The sequence below is a fragment of the Paraburkholderia sp. genome, assembly GCF_049581445.1.
GTDB lineage: Bacteria > Pseudomonadota > Gammaproteobacteria > Burkholderiales > Burkholderiaceae > Paraburkholderia.
On record NZ_JBAURZ010000332.1, the window covers coordinates 1 to 22,564 of the forward strand.

The following is a 22,564-nucleotide window of genomic DNA, read 5'->3' on the forward strand; positions in this document are numbered from 1 at the left end:
GCGCCAACACTGCGGCACCTGCGGCGGACGCAACCGCGATCGTCAGCGCTGCTCGCCGCGTGACGAAACGCACCTCGCCATGGCTCAGTTGGCGGCTCGCGCCAAGGATGGAGGACATCAGCGCGGCCCCATGCGCGGCGCGCGTCGTGACAGCATGAATTCAGCCGGGCGCCGGCTGGAGCGACAGGAAAATGAAACGGGAAAAGCGTGGACAGATACGGGGCGAACGGACATACAGCGCGAGTCGGCCGGCAACCGACCCTGGATGAAAGACAAGAGCGTCGATTATCCCTTGGCATTCCCCAACAGCATCTCAAATTCGAAGCGGGTCACGCGTACGTGCTCGAAACCGAGCGTCCGACGCACAGCACCGTTCAGGTGAATCTGACTGAACGGTGTTGTGCTTCGACAAACCGGATCGGCTTAGGCGGTGATCAGATGCCGCAGACGCTCGCTCAGTACGCCACTCGCACGCGTCATGGGCGCACGCAGCTCATTGCCAATCATGCCCTGTGCAGCCAGCGCGGCCTTTACCGGCCCGGGGTTCGGCTCTGCGCACAGCGCCTGGATCAGCGGTACGAGCGTATGAAAGATCCTGCGGCCTTCGTCGAGCCGGCCTTCACGCAACGCGCAGTACAACGAAACGAAGCGCTCAGGATGCACATGCGCCGATGCCGCAATCGCCCCAGTGCCGCCCATGCAGAGCGTGTTGTACAGATTGATGTCGTCGCCGGCCAGCACCTGCAGGCGGCCGTCGAGGATCAGCGCCAGTGTCGTGTCGAGCGCACCCGAGCAATCCTTGACCGCCTGAATGCGCGGATGCGCCGCGAGCGTCAGTAACGTCTCGAGTTCGAGACGCACACCCGTGCGATACGGAATGTCGTACAGCACCACTGGCTTGCGACTGAAATCGGCCAAAGTGGTGAAATACTCGATCAACCCCGCCTGCGAAGGCCGGATGTAGTACGGCGCCGAGATCAGCAGACCCGCCACGGGGATTTCATTGAGTTCGGCGATGCGCGCCTGCACACTCGCGACGTGATTACCCGAGACGCCGACCAGCACCGGCAACGCGCCCGCCTCGGCGAGGATGGTGGCGAGTACGGCGTCCTGCTCCGCGGCCTCGAGCGCAGCCGGCTCGCCGGTCGTACCCAGCGCGACCAAGCCAGCAACGCCTGCCTCGGCGTAAAGACGAACCAGGCTGCGCAGCGCGGCGTGATCGACGGCGCCATCGGCAAACGGCGTAACGACGGGAACCCAGATACCCGAAAAGATAGACATGACTTAACCTCGAACGCGACCGTATCGATTCCGTTCAGTGCTACGAGGGAAGTGTCGAAGTGACTAGGGAGTAAAACGCGAGCCCCGCTTGACTGTTCCGTCGCACATCTGACGGAACAGCAGGCTCCGGTCAGATGAGCAGCTGTTTTTTGGCTTCGGCGCTAACCACCGGGCAGGCGTGCACGCGGCTCGCGAGCGCGAGGCGTGTTGCACGTTGACGGAGGGTTTGGCCGGTTTCCATGCCCAGCAGTGTAACCCGATTGCCGGCGCTTATCCAAAATTGCTTGACTTCTCTAACAGCCGAACTAATATACGCACCGCGTACATAACCCCGACTATGAGGTGACCTGCATGAGCGTCCCGCAACAAGCCTTCCTCCGTGACGCCATGCGTCGTCTGAACATGACCCGCGACACCTTCGCAAGCCGCATCGGCGTGTCGCGGCGGGCTTTGGACACGTGGCTGCTGCCCGATGACTCGCAGGAATCGCGGGCCATGCCGGAGATTGTCGAGCGCTTTGTGTCGGAAATCGTGGTCCACAACGAACCGGGCGACAGCTATACGCAAAGCGTAGACTCGCAATCGCTGGCTAGCCAGATGCTGTTCGAAGGCAAACCGCAGTTGCTGTCGGTGGATCAGTTCTCGCGCGACTCCGTCGAAGCGCTGTTTCGTGTCGCGGACATCATGCAGCCCATCGCCCGGCGCCGGAAAATCTCCCGCGTGCTGGAAGGCGCGGTGCTCGGCAACCTGTTCTTCGAAGCTAGCACCCGTACCCGCGTGAGCTTCGGTGCCGCGTTCTGCCGGCTGGGCGGCTCAGTGTGCGACACCACGGGTTTCACCTTTTCTTCGATGGCCAAGGGCGAGTCGATCTACGACACCAGCCGCGTGATGAGCGGCTATGTCGACGCACTGGTGATCCGCCATCCGGAACAAGGCTCGGTGGCCGAATTCGCGCGCGCCACCAACGTGCCGGTGATCAACGGCGGCGATGGTCCCGGGGAGCATCCGAGCCAGGCCTTGCTTGACCTGTACACGATCCAGCGCGAATTCTCGCGTCTCGGCAAGATCGTGGACGGCGCGCATATCGCTCTGGTGGGCGATCTCAAGTACGGGCGCACGGTGCATTCGCTAGTGAAGCTGCTGGCGCTGTATCGCGGCATCAAGTTCACGTTGATTTCTCCACCGTCGCTGGAAATGCCGGCCTATATCGTCGAGCAGATCTCGCGCAACGATCACGTGATCGAACAAACGCACGACCTGAAAGCAGGTTTGCGCGGTGCGGACGTGGTCTACGCCACGCGCATCCAGAAAGAGCGTTTCGCGGACGAATCCTTCGAAGGCTACACGCCAGATTTCCAGATCAACCAGGCACTGGTGGACAGCGTGTGCGGGCTCGATACGCTGATCATGCACCCGCTGCCGCGCGACAGCCGGCCCGGTGCAAACGACCTGAGCGTCGATCTGAATCACGATTCGCGGCTAGCAATTTTCCGCCAGACCGACAACGGCATCCCGGTACGGATGGCGATTTTCGCGGTGCTGCTGGGCGTGGAGAAACTGGTCCAGCATTCGATGCGTGACGCAGCGTGGCGTCCTCCGGTTTCTCTCGGACCGGATGATGCCGTGTTTCATGGGATTGATTGAGCGCGACGGTTTGCCGTCGTAGAAACGTCTCCCGGCGGTCCCCCTCCGGTACAACGTCAGGTTTATCGGTGCAGCAGATAAAGGTATCGGATTTGCTTCGTTGCCGGACGCCGTACGCAGGGGTAGATTGGAGCGTTGCGCCATGATCGGCGCTGACGCTCCAATCTACCGCTGAGTTTAGTGTGACGATCGCTTCCAACCTGACTGTGCGCGCCCTCGATGCCGCCGCCCACACCCCTCAATCCATCGAAATTCACGCCTTCGACGGCCCCGTGGGCGCTGAAGTGCTGGGCCTCGATCTGGCCCAACCGCTGAACGCCGAGGATTTCGCGCGGATCCATCAGGCGCATCTCGACTATCACGTGCTGGTGTTTCGCGACCAGCGCATCACGCCCGAGCAACAGATTGAGTTCAGCCGCCGCTTCGGGCCGCTGCAGATTCACGTGCTGCACCAGTTTCAGCTTGCAGGGCATCCGGAAGTGCTGATCGTCTCGAACATCATCGAGAATGGCAAGCCGATTGGCCTCGGCGACGCCGGCCATTTCTGGCATTCAGACCTCTCGTACAAGGAAAAGCCGAGCCTTGGCTCGCTGCTTCACGCGCAAGAACTGCCAGCCGAAAGCGGCGATACGCTGTTTGCCAACATGCATCTGGCGTGGGACACGTTACCCGCTCATTTGCGCAACGCGGTAGAAGGCAAGGTCGCCGAGCACACGTATCTCGCGAAGTATGCCGAATTGCAGAAGCGCAGTCCGTGGCGGCCGAATCTGTCCGCCGAGCAGATTGCCCAGGTCAAGCCCGTCGTACAGCCGATCGTGCGCACGCATCCGGAAACGGGGCGTAAAGCGCTGTTCGTCAGCGAGCATTTCACCACCCGCGTGATCGGACTGCCTGAAGACGAGAGCCAGCAGTTGCTCGCTGAGATCTTCGCGCACAGCGTGCGCGCAGAGCATCTCTACCGGCATGTGTGGGCCGAACACGATATGGTGTTCTGGGACAACCGCTCGTTGATGCATCTCGCAGCCGGCACCCCCGATCATTTGCGCCGCAAGCTTTATCGCACCACCATCGAAGGCGACGGGCCGTTCTGACTTTGGCGCCACCATCTCGCAGGGCTACTTCGCCGGTGGCGGCATCCAGATCCGGATCTCAGTCGCCTTCAACGCATCGGGAATGAGCCCTGCGGAAAGGTACGTGTCGGCAATCCGTTGCTGTTCGGCGAGTTCATCGCGCTTCACGGGCCACGCACTTTGGCGAAGGACGCAGGCGCTCCGTGGGTGCACGCACTCGTTGCGAGTGATCAGCAACCCAACATCGAAAGCTCGCGGCTGCATGCCGCGCCGGCAACTGGTCACCCTGCGCGAACAGTTTGTGTCTTAAGGTGCCATCGGCATACGCGGTCTTGTACAGGCCGCGATCCTGCAACTCCGGCACCACCAGGTCGATAAAATCTTCGTAGCTCTCAGGGGCCACTGTTCGGCTCAGATTAAAGCCGTCGACGCCAGTCTCCTCGACCCACGCCTGCAGTTCATCCGCGACCTGCGCGGCGCTGCCGACGATAGCGGGGTAACGGCCGCCAAGCTCGAACATCTCAAGCAGCTTGCGACGGGTCCAACCCTGCTGCTTTGCCGTGTGCGTCGCCGATTCGATTGCGTTAGTGGGCGCGTAGTCGACCGGTGCGTCCAGATCGTATTGCGCGTAGTCGATGCCCGTGCTGGCCGCGAAATGGGCGAGCCCCGCATCGCGGCTCGCATAGTGCAGATAGTCGGCGTATTTCTCGCGCGCCTCACCTTCGGTCGCGCCGGTCACCACCGCCGCCCCAACGAAAATCTTCACGTCGTCGGGCTGCCGACCCGCCTGCACCAGTTGCTCACGCAACGTTCGCACAGTCTCGCGTCCGACCGTCCGGTTCGGTGGCGAGATGAACACGCACTCCGCATGACGCGCACCGAAACGCTGGCCGCGCCCAGAACTGCCAGCCTGAAACAGGACTGGTGTACGTTGCGGCGAAGGCTCCGACAAGTGGTAGCCCTCCAGATTGTAGTGGCGCCCCGCATGCTTCACCTGATGGACTTTCGCTGGATCGGCATATACCCGCCCTGCCTTGTCGCGCAACACCGCATCCGCTTCCCAACTGCCTTCCCATAGTTTGTAGAGCAGTTCGAGGTACTCATCCGCGCGGTCGTAACGCTCGTCGTGCGGCAACTGTTCGTTAAAACCCATCGCACGCGCCGCGCTGTCGAGGTAGCCCGTCACAATGTTCCAGCCAATCCGGCCCTGTGTCAGATGATCGAGTGTCGAGAAGCGGCGTGCGAGCAGATACGGTTGCTCATAGCTTAGATTGACAGTGACGCCAAAGCCGAGGTGTTCGGTCACAGCGGCCATGGCCGACACCAGCAGCGTGGGATCATTGACCGGTAACTGGATCGACTCGCGCAAGGTGACGTCCACGTTGCGCTGATAGACGTCATAGACGCCCACGATATCGGCCAGAAACAGCCCGTCGAAGAGGCCTCGCTCGAGCGTCCGCGCGAGACCGGTCCAGTATGGCAACAGGCGATAGTCGACGGAGTGGTCGCGCGGATGCGTCCATAGCCCGTGATTGATGTGGCCCACGCAGTTCATATTGAATGCGTTGAGCAGAATCTGTTTGCCGGCCATTACAGGGCTCCATGCCGCGGCGGCAGTTTGTCGTTGAGGTAGAAGTTGCCAATGGCGTGATACTTCCAGCGCACCGGATCATGCAGCGTATGCGTGCGCGCATTGCGCCAGAAGCGGTCGAGACCGAGACCGTCGAGCGTCGACGCCGTGCCTGCAAGTTCGAACAGGCGCGATCCCGCATCGAGCGACGCCGTGGTCGTCAACGCACGCGCCTCCGCCACCGCGATTGAAGCCTGCGCCACCGAGCGATCGGTCGGCTCTGCCTGCGCGGCGTCGATGAAGCGGCCCGCGCGGCGCAACAATGCTTCGGCCGCGCGCAGCCGTACCGCGAGGTCGCCAAACTGCGCGATAGTCAGCGGGTCCTCGGTGGCACGCTCGACCTTAGCGTCAATCCAAGGCCGCGAGTGCTCCCGCACAAACTGCAAGGCGGCCTCGAAAGCACCGCGCGCCTGGCCCAGATCGATCGCCGCGTGCATGATCTGCGCGAGCGGCCCGATCGTTGTCGGCCGTTCGAATGAAGCCTGAAACGGCACGACCCATTCGGGCTCGACGCGCACATGTTCGAATTGCACCGATCCGCTGCCGGTGACGCGCTGGCCGAAGCCGTCCCAGTCGTCGGTCACCGTTACACCCGGCGTGTTGCGCGGAACGAAGGCGAGATACGTGACGTCGTGGCCCTCGCCGTCGGCCACCACTAGCGTCGGAATCCAATACGCGTACAGCGCACCGGTGCAATAGAATTTTTTCCCATCGACGTGCCAGCCCGTCGTCGCACGGGTGAGTCGTGTGCGTCGTTTGAAATCCTTTTGGCCGATTTCCGCAAGCGCATTGCCGAAACGCTCGCCTGCCAGAACCCGTCCATAGAAGAAGCGTTGCTGGTCGACGGTGCCTCCCACGCGCAGCACTTCCAGCGCATAGAAATGGTTTTGCGGGATCTGGCCGAGCGACCCATCAGCCGCCGAAATCGTCGCAATCACTTCAGCGAGCGTGCCATTGCGCACCCCCGCCCCGCCGAATTCGCGTGGCACGCTAATGCCCCATAGACCGCTCGCCACGAACGCGTCGAGTTCGGCCCACGGCAAGCGCCGCTCACGATCGCGCAGGGCAGCCTCTGGCGCGAAGGCGTCGGCAAGGCGCCGCGCGACCTGCAACGCCTGCGCGTCGTCGGTGATCTGTTCGGGATGACCTGGCACGTGCTGTTCGCCCGGCACGGCCACTTCAGGTGCGTCAGTAGAAAGATCAAAGCTCATGTTTCAGTTCCACGAATGCCGCGCAGGCAGCACATGATTCAAGTAGTAGTTGCCAAGCAGATGCAGCTTCCAGCGCACCGGATCGTGCAACGTATGGGTGCGTGCATTGCGCCAATGACGGTCGAGGTTATGGGCCTCGCGCGTGGCCGAGGTCCCGGCGAGCTCGAAAAGCTTTTCGCTCGCTTCGAGCGCGATGCGCGTGGTTAGCACTTTCGCTTCGGCCACCGCTACCGAAGCGCGTGCGCTCGCCTCGGCGTCCACTGGATGCGCGGCAAGCGCATCGAGCGTTCGGGCGGCTTCCAGCAGCACTTCGTGCGCGGCGTGCAGGTCGATCTGCAAGCGGCCGACATCCGCGATGATGTAGGGGTCATCGGTCGCATGTTCGAGACCGGAGTCCACCCAGGGCCGCGCGCGTTCGCGCACGAATACGAGCGCGTCGGCAATGGCAGCTTCCGCAATGCCTTGATCGATCGCGGCCTGGATCAGTTGTGAGGTCGGGCCAAAGAGGCCTGGTCGGTCGGCGAGTTGCCAGATCGGCAGGATGTCTTCTGCATCGACCAGGACTTCTTCAAAGGTGACAGTGCCGCTCGCTGTGGTCCGTTGACCAAACGAATTCCAGTCATCGATCACGGTGAGGCCCACCGCTTCGCGCGGCACCCACGCCTGCACGGCGCGGCCTTCGTCGTCGATCGCCCGGGTGGGGACACGGTGTGCAAACAGTGCCCCGGTTGAGTAGAAACGCTGACCATTAAGGCGAAAGCCATCGCGCGTGGTGCTAAGCCGCGTCGTTCCCTGCAGGATCGTTGCAGCATCGGCCGAGCGACGCTCGGGACCCGCGTTACCAAGCCGCTGTCCTGCCAGCACCTCGCCATATAGACGCGCTTTCTGCTCTGGCGTACCGACTTCGCGCAACACACCCAGTACACCGAAGTGATTCTGCGGGATCTGGCCCAGCGCCGGATCGGCCGCGCACAGGATCACGAACACTTCCGCCAGCGTCGCGAACGAGACGTCGGCACCGCCATACTCGCGCGGTATGGTGATCGCCCCAAGCCCGCTTGCGGACCAAAGATCGAGTTCCGCCCACGGCAGCAAGCGCTTACGGTCACGCTCGGCTGCGCCAGCGGCAAACGTGGCCGCCAGGGTTTGCGCCGTTGCCAGCGCTTCTGCATCTTCGGCGATGCGCCGTGCCTTGCTGGGATCGGGACGCCGAGGCAAAGGTGGCACTGTAGTGGAGAATTTAGGAGTCGGCATGCTAGCTCAAATAAACGGAGGTGACGCTCAGTTCCCACGGCATCGCAATCCTTCACGCGGGAGGCGCGATATCACGATGATGTGTGCGTGGCGACGCTGACCGGACTGACCGTCTATTGAACCAGCACACGTGCGGTGCGCCTACCACCGAATTGGAACTTGCTTATCAGGAATTCGGGTTTCTCAACGCTGACCAGGCTCATCGAGCAACCAGACCTTCATAAAAGACTCCTGTTTTCCACACAACAGTATTGTGCGAAAGATCCCTTTTCCAAAGCTTTATCGCCCGCTACTCTGCGTCGGTTCGAAACCACGGGGTCACAACAACCAGACCACAGTTGCGAAGGTCCGCAGCGGGTCTGCTCCCTCGAGCGGTGGCACTATCCGCTCGGTCCGACCGTGACATGAAGTCCCTGTCTCCAGCATAACAATGAGCGACCAGTTCAATACCACCAGGTGCCTGAAAAAATTTTGGCCGGCAGCACGAATTCTGCGCTTTGTGTACATTCGCGCCTGATGCTGGACAACCTTAACCGTTGCGACGTTATCGCTCAGCAAAGGCGCGGCATTCGTTGCGCGCGCCACGTTTTCCTTAATGCCCTGGAACCTTCATGCTCGGCCTAGTCCGTATAGCCCTCCGGCGACCCTATACCTTCGTCGTTCTGGCGATCTTCATCCTGATCATCGGGCCGCTCGCTGCGATCAAGACGCCGACCGACATTTTTCCGGACATCAGGATTCCGGTTATCAGCGTGGTGTGGCAGTACACGGGTCTGCCGCCGGACCAGATGGTCGGCCGGATTACGTCGCCCTTCGAGCGCACGCTGACCACCACCGTCAACGACGTCGAGCACATCGAGGCGGAGTCGGTGTCTGGCTTTGGGATCATCAAGATCTTCTTTCAGCCAGGCGTGAATATCAGCACGGCGAACGCGCAGGTGACGGCGGTCGCGCAAACCCAGTTGCGGCAGTTGCCTCCCGGCACGACCCCGCCGCTGATCCTGAACTACAACGCGTCGACGGTGCCGATCATCCAGTTGGCGTTGTCGGGCAAGGGGCTCTCAGAGCAGAACCTCGGTGACCTTGGCCTGAATGCTGTACGACCGGTGCTGACGACGGTCGCCGGCGCGGCGATTCCGTACCCGTTCGGCGGCAAGACCCGTCAGGTGCAGATCGACGTCGACCCCGTGGCCATGCAGGCGCGCGGTTTGTCCGCGCAGGACGTCGCCAATGCGCTGGCGGGACAAAACCTGATCACGCCGGTGGGGACCGAAAAGATCGGTGACTACGAATACACGCTGCAACTGAACGATGCCCCCTCGCAGATCAAGTCATTGGGCGATCTGCCGATCAAGGCGGCCAACGGCACCACGGTCTATATCCGTGACATTGCCAACGTGCGCGACGGCAGCCCGCCGCAGACCAACATCGTGCACGTCAACGGCAAGCGTTCCGTGCTGATGTCGGTGCTCAAGAACGGTGCGGTTTCCACGCTGGGGATCATTTCGGGCATCAAGGCACAGGTTGCCGCAGGGAAGGCCTCATGGCCAGACAATCTGCAGATCGATGCGATCGGCGACCAGTCGCTGTTCGTGCGCGCGGCTATTTCCGGCGTGGCGCGCGAAGGCGTGATCGCGGCCGTGCTGACCAGCCTGATGATCCTGCTGTTCCTCGGCAGCTGGCGCTCGACGCTCATCATCGCTACGTCCATTCCGCTTGCCATTCTCGGTTCCATCGCCACGCTGTCCGCGCTTGGGGAAACGCTGAACATCATGACGCTAGGTGGTTTGGCGCTGGCGGTGGGGATTCTGGTCGACGATGCGACGGTGACAATCGAAAACATCAACTGGCATCTGGAGCACGGCAAAGAGGTCGAGGCCGCGATTCTCGATGGGGCCGCGCAGATCGTCACGCCAGCGTTCGTCTCGTTGCTGTGTATCTGTATCGTGTTCGTGCCGATGTTCTTCCTGAACGGCGTCGCGCGCTTTCTGTTCGTGCCGATGGCCGAAGCGGTGATCTTCGCGATGATCTCGTCGTTCATCCTCTCGAGAACCCTCGTGCCGACGATGGCCAAATTCCTGCTCAAGCCGCATGTGCTGGGTGAGGAAGTTCACGAGACCAAACGTCCGGGCCCACTCGGGCGCTTCCAGCGCGGCTTCGAAGCGCGCTTTGAAAAAGTGCGAGCCGGGTATCACGGTCTGCTCGAACTGGCACTGAACCACCGGCGACTCTTCGTCACGGGCTTTTTCACCTTCGTCGTCCTCTCGTTCGCACTGGTGCCGTTCCTCGGCCGCAACTTCTTTCCTGCGGTGGATGCGGGACAAATCCTGATGCACGTGCGCGCGCCGGTCGGGGTCCGCGTCGAGAAAACCGCGCAGATCTTCGCCAATGTCGAAGGCGCGATTCGCGAGATCATTCCGCCCGAGGACCTTGGCACCGTGGTGGATAACATGGGGCTGCCGGTAAGCGGCATCAACACCGCGTACAACAATACCGGAACGGTTGGTTCGCAGGACGGCGACATCCAGATTGCGCTGAACGAAGGCCATCGCCCGACGGCCGAATATGTGCGCAGCATGCGTGAGAAATTGCCACGCGAATTCCCAGGCGTGACGTTTTCGTTTCCACCTGCCGACATCATCAGCCAGATCCTGAACTTCGGTTCACCCGCGCCGATCGATCTGCAGGTCCGCGGCAATAACCTCGCCGCGAACTACGCCTATGCCGACCGTATCCTGCGCGAGATTCGCGATGTGCCGGGCGTGGTGGATGCACGCATCGCGCAGTCGCATGCCAATCCCACCTTTAACGTCGATGTTGACCGGACACGGGCGCAACTGGTCGGCATCACCGAGCGCGACGTGACCAATAGCATGGTGGTCAATCTTGCGGGCTCAAGTCAGATCGCACCCACGTTCTGGTTAAACAACGCGAACGGTGTGTCTTATCCGATCGTGATGCAAACGCCGCAATACACGCTCGATTCGCTAGCGGCCCTGCAAAACCTTCCGATCACGGCGGGCGGCAACGGCCCGGCGCAAATCCTCGGCGGCCTGGCCACGCTCCAGCGCACCAGCAGCAATGAGGTGGTCAGCCAGTACAACATCCAGCCGATGGTCGAGATCTTCGCGACCACGCAAGACCGCGATCTCGGCGCGGTGGCATCGGATATCCAGAGCATCGTGCATGAGAACGCCCACGCGTTGCCCAAAGGTTCGACTGTCGCGCTGCTGGGCCAGGTGCAGACCATGAACAGCGCTTTCTCCGGCATGTTGTTCGGACTGCTTGGCGCAGTCGTGCTGATCTATCTGCTGATCGTGGTCAATTTCCAGTCGTGGGCCGATCCGTTCGTGATCGTGAGCGCGTTGCCCGCTGCGCTGGCAGGCATTGTCTGGATGCTGTTCGCGACCCACACCACCCTCTCAGTGCCTGCACTAACCGGCGCGATCATGTGTATGGGGGTGGCTACGGCCAACTCGATTCTGGTGGTCAGCTTTTGCCGCGAGCGTCTCGCGGTCCATGGCGACCCCTTCAAGGCAGCGCTTGAAGCAGGCTTTACGCGCTTTCGCCCCGTTCTAATGACGGCTCTTTCGATGATCATCGGCATGGCGCCGATGGCACTGGCTCTCGGCGAAGGCGGCGAGCAAAACGCACCGCTCGGCCGCGCCGTGATCGGTGGCCTGCTGTTTGCCACCACGGCTTCGCTGTTCCTCGTGCCCACCATTTTCTGTATCGTCCACGCGCGCCCTGGGCGCGCGGCTACCCCGGCATCGGTCTCGGGAGGTCCTGCACATGTCGTCTGAATCCACTACTTTCCCCGCTAATCCGCCGTCGCGCCGCCCGCTCCGTGTCGCAGGCATCGCTGGCCTGCTGGTCGCCCTTGGCATCGTCGCGGCAGGCGTCTCGCTGCGCGCCGTCGACGCTCGCAAGCTGAAGACCTGGACCGATGCGCAATCGGTGCAGACCGTCAACCTGATCCAGCCGATACGCGACACCAATGGCCCCTCGCTGCAACTGCCTGGACGCCTCGAAGCCTATACGCGGGCGCCGATTTTCGCGCAGGTGAGCGGCTATCTGAAGACATGGAATGTGGATATTGGCGCGCGGGTCAAAGCAGGCCAGGTGCTTGCTGAAATCGAAACCCCCGCACTCGATCAGCAGTTGATCCAGGCACGCGCCGATCTGCAGAGTGCGCAGGCGAATGCGCTGGTTGCCGGTACCACGGCCAAGCGCTGGGAAGCACTGCGCGGCACGGATTCCGTCGCCCAGCAGGATGTCGACCAGCGCACCGCGGACTACACCGCAAGAGCCGCTACGGCGGATGCAGCGAAGGCCAATGTGGATCGCCTCATTGCCACCAAGGCGTTCGCGCGGATCGTCGCGCCATTCGATGGCGTGGTGACCGCCCGCGACACCGACGTCGGCGCGCTGGTGAACGCCGGCAGCGGCGGCGTGGGCCAGGAGTTGTTTGAAGTCTCTGACGTCAAACAATTGCGGGTGTACGTCCAGGTGCCGCAGAACTATTCTCCGGCCATCCACGACGGCACGATTGCGACCTTGACTGTCCCCGAGTACCCCGACCAGCAGTTCAACGCCCGCGTCATCGCGGCGGCCGACTCGGTCAATTCGAGTTCCGGCACGACGCTGGTTCAACTGCTGGTTGACAATGCCGACGGCAAGTTGCTGCCTGGCGGCTTTGCCAGCCTGAAATTCACCCTGCCCGTCTCCGCTCATACAATCCGCGTTCCGGCCAGTGCACTCGTGTTCGATAGTCGCGGCACGGTGGTCGCCACGCTTGGCGCGAACGATCAGGTGCTGTTCAAGCAGGTGAAGATCAGCCGTGACCTGGGCGACTCGGTGGAAATTGGCGCGGGGCTGGCCGCGACTGATCACGTGATCGACACGCCGCCCGATGGACTCGCCGACGGCGACCACGTTCAGGTGGCGACAGCGGCTGACAAGAAGGCAGCGGCACATGGCTAAGTTTCGACTTCCGGCGCTGCTCTCGGGTGTCGTGGCGCTATCCGCCTGCTCGCTGGCGCCGGACTATCAGGTCCCGGCGACACCGATCGCCGCGCAATACAAGACCATCGGCCCGTGGACGAACGCACAGCCCGCTGATCAGATCGACCGGAACGGCTGGTGGAAGATGTATGGCGACACTCAGCTCGACGATCTGGAAGCCCGGCTGCTCGGCAGCAACACCGATCTGCGCGCGGCGTACGACCATTATGAGCAGGCGCAGGCATTCGTCGCCCAGGTTCAGTCGGAACTCTATCCGACCGTGAGCGCGAGCGCCGTACCGCTGCGAGAGCGCCAGTCCGACACCGCGCCGCTGCGCGGCAACGGCCCGACTGACTACAATTCCGTCACGCTCGGTGCCACCGTCAAATACGACGTCGACCTGTGGGGTCGCATACGGGACTCCGTCGCGGCCGGCAAGGATGAGGCACAGGCGACCAAGGCCGATCTGGCGTCGGTGAGACTGAGCCTCGAGGTCGAGCTTGCTGACAGTTATATCCGTTTGCGTGGGCTTGATCAGCAGACCGATCTGTTGAACGAGACCGTCGTTGCTTTTGCGAAAGCGCTGCAACTCACCGAGACCCTGCACAACGGCGGAATCGTGTCGGGTCTCGACGTAACGCGGGCGCGTACGCAGCTTTCGTCGGCAAAATCACAGCTATCGCAGAACCTCGGGCAGCGGGCGCTGCTCGAACACGCCATCGCGGTGCTGGTGGGTACGTCAGCTTCGGAATTCAGTCTGCCGCAACAGACTGCCGACATCACCTTGCCAGCGATTCCCACCGGCCTGCCCTCCACACTGCTGCAGCGCCGGCCTGACGTTGCGGCAGCGGAGCGCCGCGTCTCCGAAGCCAATGCGCAGATCGGCGTAGCGCGGGCCGCTTACTTCCCGGATATCGCGCTTGATCTGCAAGGAGGCGTCCAAAGCGCAGCCTATGCCGGACTCGTTAGTGCACCCAACATCTTTTGGGCGGTGGGTCCACAGATCGTGCAATACGTCTTCGACGGAGGCCTGCGTCGCGCGAAACTCGATTCCGCCAAGGCGGCAACCGATGAAGCCGGCGAGCGCTATCGCGGCGTGGTGCTGTCCGCGTTCCAGCAGGTTGAAGACAACCTCGCCCTTCTTTCGTATCTCGGCACCGCGCTTGACCAGCAACGGGATGCCGCTACGTCGGCCCAGCAGACCGTCGACCTTGCATTGCGTCAATACAAGCAAGGCACCGTGGGCTACCTCGATGTGGTGGACGCGCAAACGGTCGAACTCGACGCGCGGCGCGGCGTGATCGACATCCAGACACGCCAGTTGAGCGCGGACGTGCAACTGCTGCACGCGCTAGGCGGTGGATGGTCCAGCGATGAACTCGCCAAGGTGGAGGCGACGCCGGCGCTGGTTGCGGCCAACACGGAACACTGACCGCCGAGCGCCGAAAAATTGCAGCAAATGCATTAATCCGCTAGCCTTCACAGGATCCTGTCTACACGCCGAGGCACATCCCGTGAAGGACATCTTCTCGCTGCGTCTCTACACCCGGGTCGCCCGGCTGGGCAGTTTCTCCGCGGCTGCGCGGGAATGCGGCCTGTCGCAGTCGCAAGCGTCGCGCATCATCGCCGACCTGGAAGGCGAACTCGGCGTGCGCCTCCTGACACGCACGACCCGCGCCGTGGTGCTGACCGACGCCGGTGCGCAGTTCCTGTCGCGCATCGATCCCATCCTCGTCGCGCTCGACGACGCCGAGCAGAGCGTGCGCGAAGGTGGCGAGCTGCGCGGTGTGCTGCGCATGAGCATGCCCAGCAGCGTCGCCACCCGCGAAGTGATTCCGCGCCTCGCGCCATTCATGGCGACTCATCCCGAACTGCGTGTCGAGATCATGCTCGGCGATCAGCCGCAGGATCTGGTGCGCGACGCAGTAGACGTCGCGATCCGACTGGGGCGTCTGGTCGATTCCACCGCGACGGCCCGCCTGATCGCCACCATCCCTCGCGTCGTTGTTGCTGCTCCCGGGTACCTGGACGCGTACGGTGTGCCCGATACGCCCGAAGCGCTGAACCGGCATCGCATCGTCGGCGGTCCCGCATCGGTCGTGCCGACTGCGTGGCGCTTCACGCGCGACCAGCACGAAATCGCCGTCGACCTCGACGCGCACTTCTCAACCAACGAAAACGAGGGCGCCGTGGCTGCGGCGACGGCCGGCGTGGGCATCACGTCGACAAGCGAGTGGGCATGCCGCCGCGAACTGGAAGATGGCACGCTCGTGCGTCTGCTGCCCGAATGGCAACTCGCGAGCATACCGGTTCACGCTTACTTCCCGATGGGCCGGGCGACCCGGGCCGCAGGCCGCGCGGTCGTCGAGCACCTCGTCGCTGGCTTGCGGCGCGACGAAATCGGTCTCTCCTAGCACCCTCGCGCGGCTGTCCTCTCATCGGCATTAATGCGCCCTATGCATAAGATATAGCCTGATCCGATGGCTACCGGGGACACGACGCGCCCTCTATCTTTCCCTCACGACGCAACCACGCAGCGATGAGGAAAGACGATGACCCGCTCGGTACGCATTCACGAATTCGGTGGTCCTGATGTGCTTCGCATTGAAGAGGTCACGATCGCCGCACCTGTCAAAAGCCACACCGCTCGCGCAGTTCCTGAACCGTAGGACCAACCGGCGCGTGGACCGCTATGGCGGGAGCATCGAAAACCGCGCACGCATTCTGTTCGAAGTGGTCGAGGCGGTGCTCGATGCGGTCGAACCGGCGCGGGTCGGCGTGAAGATCAGTCCGATGCACGAGAACGGCCCGTTCGCCGCGAACGATGAAACCCTGCCGATGGCCGAGTATGCGATCCGTGAATTGAGCGGCTACGGTCTGTCCCACCTGCTGCTGATGGGCAACACGACCGACTTCACCGGCACGCCGCTCGAACACCTGATCGACGATGGCATGTTCCGGCACTTCCGGCCGATCTATCAAGGCACGCTGATCGCCAACACGAAGATGGACGCGGCGCGTGGTGCCAACCTGATCGAGTCCGGCCTCGCGGACATGGTTGCGTTCGGGCGGCCGTATATCGCCGATCCGGATCTTGTCGAGCGGATCGCGAATGGTGCGCCGCTCGCGGAGGTCGACTGGACCAACGTGTATGGCGCAGGCCCGCAAGGTTACACCGACTACCCGTCGCTGCGACTGTCCACCGTTTAACCACTTCAACTTTTCATAAGCGAGACCGGCATGAGCAAGAGCACTCCTGAACAGAATAAAGCCCTCGTCCTCGAGGCTTTCAACACACTTTTCAACCAGCGCGATTACGCCGCGGCCGAACGCTTCTGGTCGGACCGCTACATCCAGCACAGTGCGCACATCGCGCCGGGACGCGAGGGTCTGTTCGACCTGATCCGTACGCTGCCCTACACGCTTCGCTACGAGAACCACTTGATCGTCGCGGAAGGCGACTACGTGATCGCACATGGCCGCTTCTCCGGGAACGGACGGCCGAGGGCATGGATTGCCGCCGATGTCGTGCGTATCGAGAACGGCAAGCTTGCCGAACACTGGGATGTGCTGCAGGACGAGGCCACAAAAGCGGAATCGGTCAGTGGTCTGCCGATGTTCGGCGAACACTTCCCCTCCTGAACTTTTTCAACGCAAGGATACGATCATGAAATTCACAGGTAACACCATTTTCATCACGGGCGGCACTTCAGGTATTGGCCGGGCGCTTGCCGAAGCGCTCCATCAACGCGGCAACAAGGTTATCGTCGGTGGCCGGCGGCGCGCGCATCTTGATGAAATCGTCGCGGCCAACCCGGGCATCGATGCAATCCAACTCGATGTTGCCGATCCAGTGAGCGTCGAGCAGGTCGCGGCGAAGCTGATTGTCGACTATCCCAATCTGAACGTGCTGATCAACAACGCGGGCATCATGCAGGTCGACAATGCGGACCAACGGCTCGACGACGCGTTAATGACGGCGACGGTCGAGACCAACCTGGTCGGTCCGATGCGCCTCACCTCCGCGCTGATCGACCATCTGAAAACGAAGCCGGACGCCGTCATCGCGTACACGACCTCCGTGCTCGCGTTCGTCCCTCTCGCGGTAACGGCCGTGTATTCAGCCACCAAGGCCGCGTTGCACTCCTACATTCTTTCGCAGCGCTTCCTGTTGCAGGAATCACGCGTACGTGTGCTCGAGATCGCACCGCCGTGGGTACGCACGGATCTGATGAACAGCCGGGAAGCGGAACAGGCGATGCCGCTGGACCAGTTCATCAATGAAACGCTGGTGGTGCTCGACAGCGGCGCGGACGAAGTCCTCGTCGACGCCGGAAAGATGATGCGCGGCAATGTAGGGCCGACGGAACACGAATTCGTCAATGGCTTTAACGCGCAAATGAAAGCGGTGTTCATCGGGTAATGAATCGCCATAGCGCCGAAGTGATGGGCATGGTTGCGGTGAAGCTCGCGCTTGATTCCGGATACGGGCGTACGATCAGCTTCAGTGCTTTCAACACGCATTGACACGTCCTGACGATTTTCTGGCCGCACGCGATTGCGGCCAGACCGCTACTATTGCCAATGCATAGGCATCCTGATGGCAATTTTCCTCACTGCCCACCCATCCAACAGGTCAGTTTCGCTGTAAAGCACAAAACAGTGTTTCGCGTTTGACCCGGCAAAAGGCGCCTGATCAAGGGTTACATTGCATATAGTTAGACGTTGCGCGGGCAGCGGGTATCCGTGTGCGTTGTGTCTCGCCCCGATCATCCGGCGTTTGCCTGCGTCGCTGCCTGCCGCCCGCCGTCGTTCGCGGCATCGAAATTGCTGAATCATCAACTGCACTGCGCTGCACGGTAGAAGCCAATTCATCGGCCTGCCGGTGTGCCGCGGGATTGCATCGACCTTTCATGGAGCAAACAGAACGTTATGTCCACGAATCGCGTCCCCCCAGGCTCAGATGACGAGCCCGCTCAACCCCCCAATCAGCCGTCGCGCCGACGCTTCCTGCAGTCCGCTGCCGCCGCAGCCGCTGTAGGTGCCGCTCCGCATCTGCAGGCGCAGACGCAGCCCGCAGCGCCAGCGCCCGCAGAAACGCGCGCTCCCGAGCCGCCGCGCCCAGTCACGCTCAACGTCAACGGTCGCGCCTACACGCTGCAACTGGAGCCGCGCGTCACGCTGCTCGATGCGTTGCGCGAATATGCCGGTCTGATGGGCACCAAGAAAGGTTGCGACCGCGGCCAGTGCGGCGCCTGTACGGTCATGGTGGAAGGCCGGCGCATCAATTCCTGCCTGACGCTTGCCGTGATGCACGACGGCGAAGCCATCACCACGGTCGAGGGCCTTGCCAGCAACGGCGTGCTGAGCCCCATACAACGCGCCTTCATTGAGCACGACGCGTTCCAGTGCGGCTACTGTACGCCCGGGCAATTGTGTTCGGCCACGGCGCTGCTCAGCGAGTTCAGCACCGGCACCGCGAGCACCGTCACCGCCGACGTCCGCGCGCGCCCCTCTCAACTCACCGACGACGAAATCCGCGAGCGCATGAGCGGCAACATCTGCCGCTGTGGCGCCTACGCGAACATCGTAGCCGCGGTGCGCGCCGTGCACGACGGCAACACCGGCAACGCCTGAGGAGACCAGCCATGGACGCGATCTCTTATGAACGCGCTGCGGACATGAGCAGCGCGCTGCGGGCTGCGCAACAACCCGGCACGATGTTTATCGGCGGCGGCACCAATCTGCTGGATCTGATGAAAGGCGGCGTGGAGCATCCTGTGCGACTCGTCGATATCACACACCTGCGCGGGCTCGACACCATCGGCACGCTGCCCGATGGCGGTCTGCGGATCGGCGCGCTAGTGCGCAACAGCGATGCCGCCAATCATGCGCTGGTGCGCGAGCAGTATCCGTTGCTATCGCAAGCATTTCTGTCCGGCGCCTCGCCGCAGTTGCGCAACATGGCCACGGTGGGCGGCAATCTGATGCAGCGCACCCGCTGCGGCTACTTCTACGACACCGCCTTCACGCAATGCAACAAGCGCGAGCCAGGCAGCGGCTGCGCCTCGATAGACGGCCAAAACCGCACGCACGCGATTCTCGGCGCCAGTTCGCAATGTGTCGCCGTGAATCCGTCGGATATGAGCGTGGCGCTGGTGGCGCTGGATGCCGTGGTGCGCGTCAGCAGCCTGCGTGGCGAACGCACGATTCCAATTGGCGACTTTCACCGCCTGCCCGCAGACCGTCCAGAGGTGGATACGACGCTGCAACCCGGCGAACTGATCACAGCGGTCGACCTGCCGCCCCCGCTCTTTAGCGATCATTCGCACTACCTGAAAGTGCGCGATCGCGCGAGTTACGCATTTGCGCTGGTCTCGGTCGCCGCCGGCCTGCAAATGGACGGCAATACGGTGAAGAACGTACACATCGCGTTAGGCGGTGTCGCACATAAGCCATGGCGCGCCAGCATCGCGGAACAGATGCTGACGGGACAGCCGCTCGCCGATGCGACGCTGCGCAAGGCCGCTGCGGCCGCCATGGGTGAAGCGCAGCCGCTCAGCGGCAACCGCTTCAAGGTGCTACTCGCGCAACGCTCGATCGCGCGCGCCGTGAATCAGGCCGCCGGCCGGACGGGAGGTGTCGCATGAACATGAACGCCCCACTTATCGGTCAACCGATGGACCGCACCGACGGCCTGCTGAAAGTCACCGGCGAGGCCCGCTATGCGGCGGAGTTTCCCGAGGCGCGCCTCGCGCACGCGGTGCTGGTGACGAGCACGATCTCGAGCGGCAGCATTACGTCGATCGACGCGAGCCGCGCGCAATCCGTGCCGGGCGTGCTGCTGGTGATGACGTATCAGAACGCGCCGCGCCTGCCCAATGGCGGGCGTCCGCCGCTCGCGCCGCCGGCTGGCCGTCATCTGTCGCTGTTGCAGGACAATCAGATTCACTACAGCAACGAGCCGGTCGCCGTGGTGATCGCCGACACGCTCGAACATGCGACCGACGCGGCGCAACAACTACGCATTGCCTATCAACCCACGCCCGGAGCACTTGACTTCACCAGCGCCAAGGCGAGCGCGCATGCGCCGGTCAGTCCGCAGGGCCGCCAGACCGATACCCAGCGCGGCGATTTCGATGCGGGCCTTGCAAACGGCAGCGTCCACATCGACGCCGTCTATACGACGCCGGTCGAACATCACAACCCCATGGAGCCGCACGCCACCATGGCGCATTGGGATGGCCCGCATCTGACGCTATACGACTCCACCCAGGGCGTGAGCGGTGCGCGCATTGCCGTGGCGAAAACGCTCGGCGTATCGCCTGACGACGTGCGGGTGATCTCGCCGTTCATCGGTGGTGGTTTCGGCGGCAAGGGCTCGTCCTGGTCGCATGTGGTGCTGTGCGCGATGGCCTCCAAGCAGACCGGACGGCCGGTACGCCTCGCGTTGACCCGTCCGCAGATGTTCGGGTCAGTCGGCGCACGACCGCGTACCGAGCAGCACTTCACGCTCGCCGCGCGACACGATGGCACGCTCACCGCGATACGGCACGACAGTTTCTCGAACACGTCGATGATCGAAGACTGGACCGAGACCTGCTGCATGGTCACGCGCATGCTCTACGCCGTGCCCAATCAGGTGACGACGCACCGCCTCGTGCAGTTGAATCTCGGCACGCCCACCTTTATGCGCGCCCCTGGCGAGACAACCGGCTCATTCGCGCTCGAATCGGCCATGGACGAACTCGCCTGGAAGCTCAAGATGGACCCCGTCGCGCTGCGGCTGAAGAACTACGCCGAGGTCGATCCACAGGAGAACAAGCCGTTTTCAAGCAAGCTGCTGCGGCAATGCTATGAAATCGGCGCGGAGAAATTCGGCTGGTCGCGGCGCACATCGACGCCGCGTTCGATGCGCTCCGGCAACACGCTGATTGGCCTCGGCATGGCGACAGCCACCTATCCCGCCAACCGCAGCCCAGCCTCGGCGATTGCCCGCATCCTGCCCGACGGGACCGCGATGGTCGCCTCCGGCACACAGGATCTCGGCACCGGCACTTACACGGTAATGACCCAGGTGTCCGCCGATGCGCTCGGCTTCTCGCCTGAAAAAATTCATTTCGCATTGGGCGATTCGAGCTTGCCTCAGGCGCCCGGCTCGGGCGGCTCGCAGTCCGCTGCAAGCGTGTCACCGGCGGTGCACGATGCCTGCATGCAGGTGCGTAACCAGTTGATCTCGCTCGCACTGGCCGATAACGCCTCGCCGGTGCACGGGGTGGATCTGGCCGATGTGAGCGTGGAGGACGGCTGGGTGGTCAGCCGTTCGAATCCGTCGCTGCGCGACCCTGCGGGCGCCATCCTCGCGCGCGCCGGTGGCAAGCCCATCGAGGCGGTGGTCAGCGTGAAGCCCGGCGAGGAGCGCAGCCAGTACTCGCTGCATTCGTTCGGCGCCGTGTTCACCGAGGTCCACGTCGATGCGGACCTCGGCACGATCCGGGTGCCGCGCATCGTGGGTGTGTACGACGTCGGCCGGGTCCTCAACGAGAAGACCGCGCGCAGCCAGATGATGGGCGGCATGGTGTGGGGCGTGGGCGCCGCATTCGAAGAGGACACGTTGCTGGATTCGCGCTACGGCCGCTTCGTCAACGGGAATCTGGCGGAGTATCACGTGCCCGTGAATGCGGATATCGGCGCGCTCGAAATCGATTTCATCAACGAACCGGACCCGCACATCAACTCTCTTGGCGTGCGGGGGATCGGCGAGATCGGTCTGACCGGCGTGGTGGCGGCGCTGGCCAATGCGGTCTATCACGCGACCGGCGTGCGGGTGCGCGATCTGCCAATCACGCTTGATAAGGTGATGACGCCCATGCAGGTGTAAGTCGCTTCAGGCGGGTCGCGGCCGGAAACCAGCGGGCCCGGGCGAAGACACGTTGAGACGACCGGAACGAGTTGGACACGGCTACAACCACAACCCGGAGAAGGCCAAAGCCAGCCGGGAAAAGCTAAAGACACCTAAGGGCAAAGTGAAACACCTTTGTCCGAAGGCGTTTTTTCGCGCTTGCCTGTAACGGCGTTGCGCCGCACAATCGGCCTCATCCCCTCTCCAGGTGCCTCCCATGGCCTACGCTTCGCTCGCCACTGGCGTGCTGCTCGCCGCCGGCTACGGGTCGCGCTTTGATCCGGACGGCCTGCACAACAAGCTCCTTGCCCGCATGCCGGATGGCACGGTGGTCGCCCATGAGGCCGCACACCGGCTCCTGCTGGTGGTCACACGGGTGCTCGCGGTGGTCAGGCCAGGCTCGGAAGCGCTCGCACGCATGCTCAACGACGCCGGCTGCGACGTAGTCTTTTCAACCGACGCCGAGCGCGGCATGGGCGCAAGTCTCGCCGCTGGAGTCGAAGCGAGCGCCGACGCGGAGGGCTGGGTAGTCGCACTGGCCGACATGCCGCGCATTGCCGTGGCAACC

General features: G+C 62.9%; 18 protein-coding genes. 13 read left to right on the plus strand and 5 right to left on the minus strand.

Annotated elements, in window-relative coordinates:
• Positions 1-423: 423 nt before the first annotated feature.
• Positions 424-1,281 carry a 4-hydroxy-tetrahydrodipicolinate synthase gene (dapA, locus tag WCA85_RS27600; protein ID WP_424068043.1) on the minus strand — a complete coding sequence of 286 codons (858 nt, stop codon included), beginning with the start codon at positions 1,279-1,281 and terminating at the stop codon, positions 424-426.
• Positions 1,282-1,632: 351 nt separating this feature from the next.
• On the opposite strand from dapA, the gene WCA85_RS27605 reads away from it, so the two are divergent.
• On the plus strand, positions 1,633-2,925 hold the full coding sequence (locus tag WCA85_RS27605) for an aspartate carbamoyltransferase (protein WP_424068044.1): 1,293 nt from the start codon (positions 1,633-1,635) through the stop codon (positions 2,923-2,925).
• 200 nt (positions 2,926-3,125) lie between these two features.
• Positions 3,126-4,016, plus strand: a complete 891-nt coding sequence (locus WCA85_RS27610) for a TauD/TfdA dioxygenase family protein (RefSeq protein ID WP_424068059.1) — start codon at positions 3,126-3,128, stop codon at positions 4,014-4,016.
• A gap of 24 nt (positions 4,017-4,040) precedes the next feature.
• On the opposite strand, the gene WCA85_RS27615 is transcribed toward WCA85_RS27610, so the two are convergent.
• The 4 genes from WCA85_RS27615 to WCA85_RS27630 are packed head-to-tail and all read right to left on the minus strand — an operon-like array spanning position 4,041 to position 8,090.
• A complete protein-coding gene (locus WCA85_RS27615) occupies positions 4,041-4,163 on the minus strand; it encodes a hypothetical protein (protein ID WP_424068045.1) in 123 nt (40 codons plus the stop codon).
• Positions 4,150-5,586, minus strand: a complete 1,437-nt coding sequence (locus WCA85_RS27620; RefSeq protein WP_424068046.1) for an LLM class flavin-dependent oxidoreductase — start codon at positions 5,584-5,586, stop codon at positions 4,150-4,152. Before WCA85_RS27620 ends, WCA85_RS27615 begins: the two co-directional genes overlap by 14 nt.
• Positions 5,586-6,836 carry an SfnB family sulfur acquisition oxidoreductase gene (locus WCA85_RS27625; protein WP_424068047.1) on the minus strand — a complete coding sequence of 417 codons (1,251 nt, stop codon included), beginning with the start codon at positions 6,834-6,836 and terminating at the stop codon, positions 5,586-5,588. Before WCA85_RS27625 ends, WCA85_RS27620 begins: the two co-directional genes overlap by 1 nt.
• 3 nt (positions 6,837-6,839) lie before the next feature.
• Positions 6,840-8,090: an SfnB family sulfur acquisition oxidoreductase gene (locus WCA85_RS27630; RefSeq protein WP_424068048.1), complete on the minus strand. Its 1,251-nt coding sequence runs from the start codon at positions 8,088-8,090 to the stop codon at positions 6,840-6,842.
• A 611-nt stretch (positions 8,091-8,701) separates the two neighbouring features.
• Here WCA85_RS27630 and WCA85_RS27635 point away from each other — a divergent pair.
• From WCA85_RS27635 to WCA85_RS27685, 11 genes are all read left to right on the plus strand, one after another.
• Positions 8,702-11,893, plus strand: a complete 3,192-nt coding sequence (locus tag WCA85_RS27635) for an efflux RND transporter permease subunit (RefSeq protein WP_424068049.1) — start codon at positions 8,702-8,704, stop codon at positions 11,891-11,893.
• Entirely contained in the window at positions 11,883-13,073 is a 1,191-nt protein-coding gene (locus tag WCA85_RS27640) for an efflux RND transporter periplasmic adaptor subunit (protein WP_424068050.1), read from the plus strand. Before WCA85_RS27635 ends, WCA85_RS27640 begins: the two co-directional genes overlap by 11 nt.
• On the plus strand, positions 13,066-14,526 hold the full coding sequence (locus WCA85_RS27645; RefSeq protein WP_424068051.1) for an efflux transporter outer membrane subunit: 1,461 nt from the start codon (positions 13,066-13,068) through the stop codon (positions 14,524-14,526). Before WCA85_RS27640 ends, WCA85_RS27645 begins: the two co-directional genes overlap by 8 nt.
• An 82-nt stretch (positions 14,527-14,608) precedes the next feature.
• Positions 14,609-15,508 carry a LysR family transcriptional regulator gene (locus WCA85_RS27650; protein ID WP_424068052.1) on the plus strand — a complete coding sequence of 300 codons (900 nt, stop codon included), beginning with the start codon at positions 14,609-14,611 and terminating at the stop codon, positions 15,506-15,508.
• A gap of 190 nt (positions 15,509-15,698) precedes the next feature.
• Positions 15,699-16,304 (plus strand): hypothetical protein, encoded by a 606-nt coding sequence (locus WCA85_RS27655; protein ID WP_424068053.1) that lies wholly within the window; start codon positions 15,699-15,701, stop codon positions 16,302-16,304.
• A gap of 30 nt (positions 16,305-16,334) precedes the next feature.
• Positions 16,335-16,736 carry a nuclear transport factor 2 family protein gene (locus tag WCA85_RS27660; RefSeq protein ID WP_424068054.1) on the plus strand — a complete coding sequence of 134 codons (402 nt, stop codon included), beginning with the start codon at positions 16,335-16,337 and terminating at the stop codon, positions 16,734-16,736.
• A 25-nt stretch (positions 16,737-16,761) separates the two neighbouring features.
• Positions 16,762-17,517, plus strand: coding sequence for an SDR family oxidoreductase (locus WCA85_RS27665; protein ID WP_424068055.1), 756 nt, complete (start codon positions 16,762-16,764; stop codon positions 17,515-17,517).
• Between the two features lie 509 nt (positions 17,518-18,026).
• Complete coding sequence (locus WCA85_RS27670; protein ID WP_424068056.1) at positions 18,027-18,731, plus strand: 2Fe-2S iron-sulfur cluster-binding protein; 705 nt, start codon at positions 18,027-18,029, stop codon at positions 18,729-18,731.
• Positions 18,732-18,742: 11 nt separating this feature from the next.
• Positions 18,743-19,744 (plus strand): FAD binding domain-containing protein, encoded by a 1,002-nt coding sequence (locus WCA85_RS27675; RefSeq protein ID WP_424068057.1) that lies wholly within the window; start codon positions 18,743-18,745, stop codon positions 19,742-19,744.
• 2 nt (positions 19,745-19,746) lie between these two features.
• A complete protein-coding gene (locus WCA85_RS27680; RefSeq protein WP_424068060.1) occupies positions 19,747-21,975 on the plus strand; it encodes a xanthine dehydrogenase family protein molybdopterin-binding subunit in 2,229 nt (742 codons plus the stop codon).
• Positions 21,976-22,213: 238 nt separating this feature from the next.
• Positions 22,214-22,564, plus strand: a 351-nt coding sequence (locus WCA85_RS27685; protein ID WP_424068058.1) for a nucleotidyltransferase family protein, incomplete at its 3' end; no start/stop codon positions are given.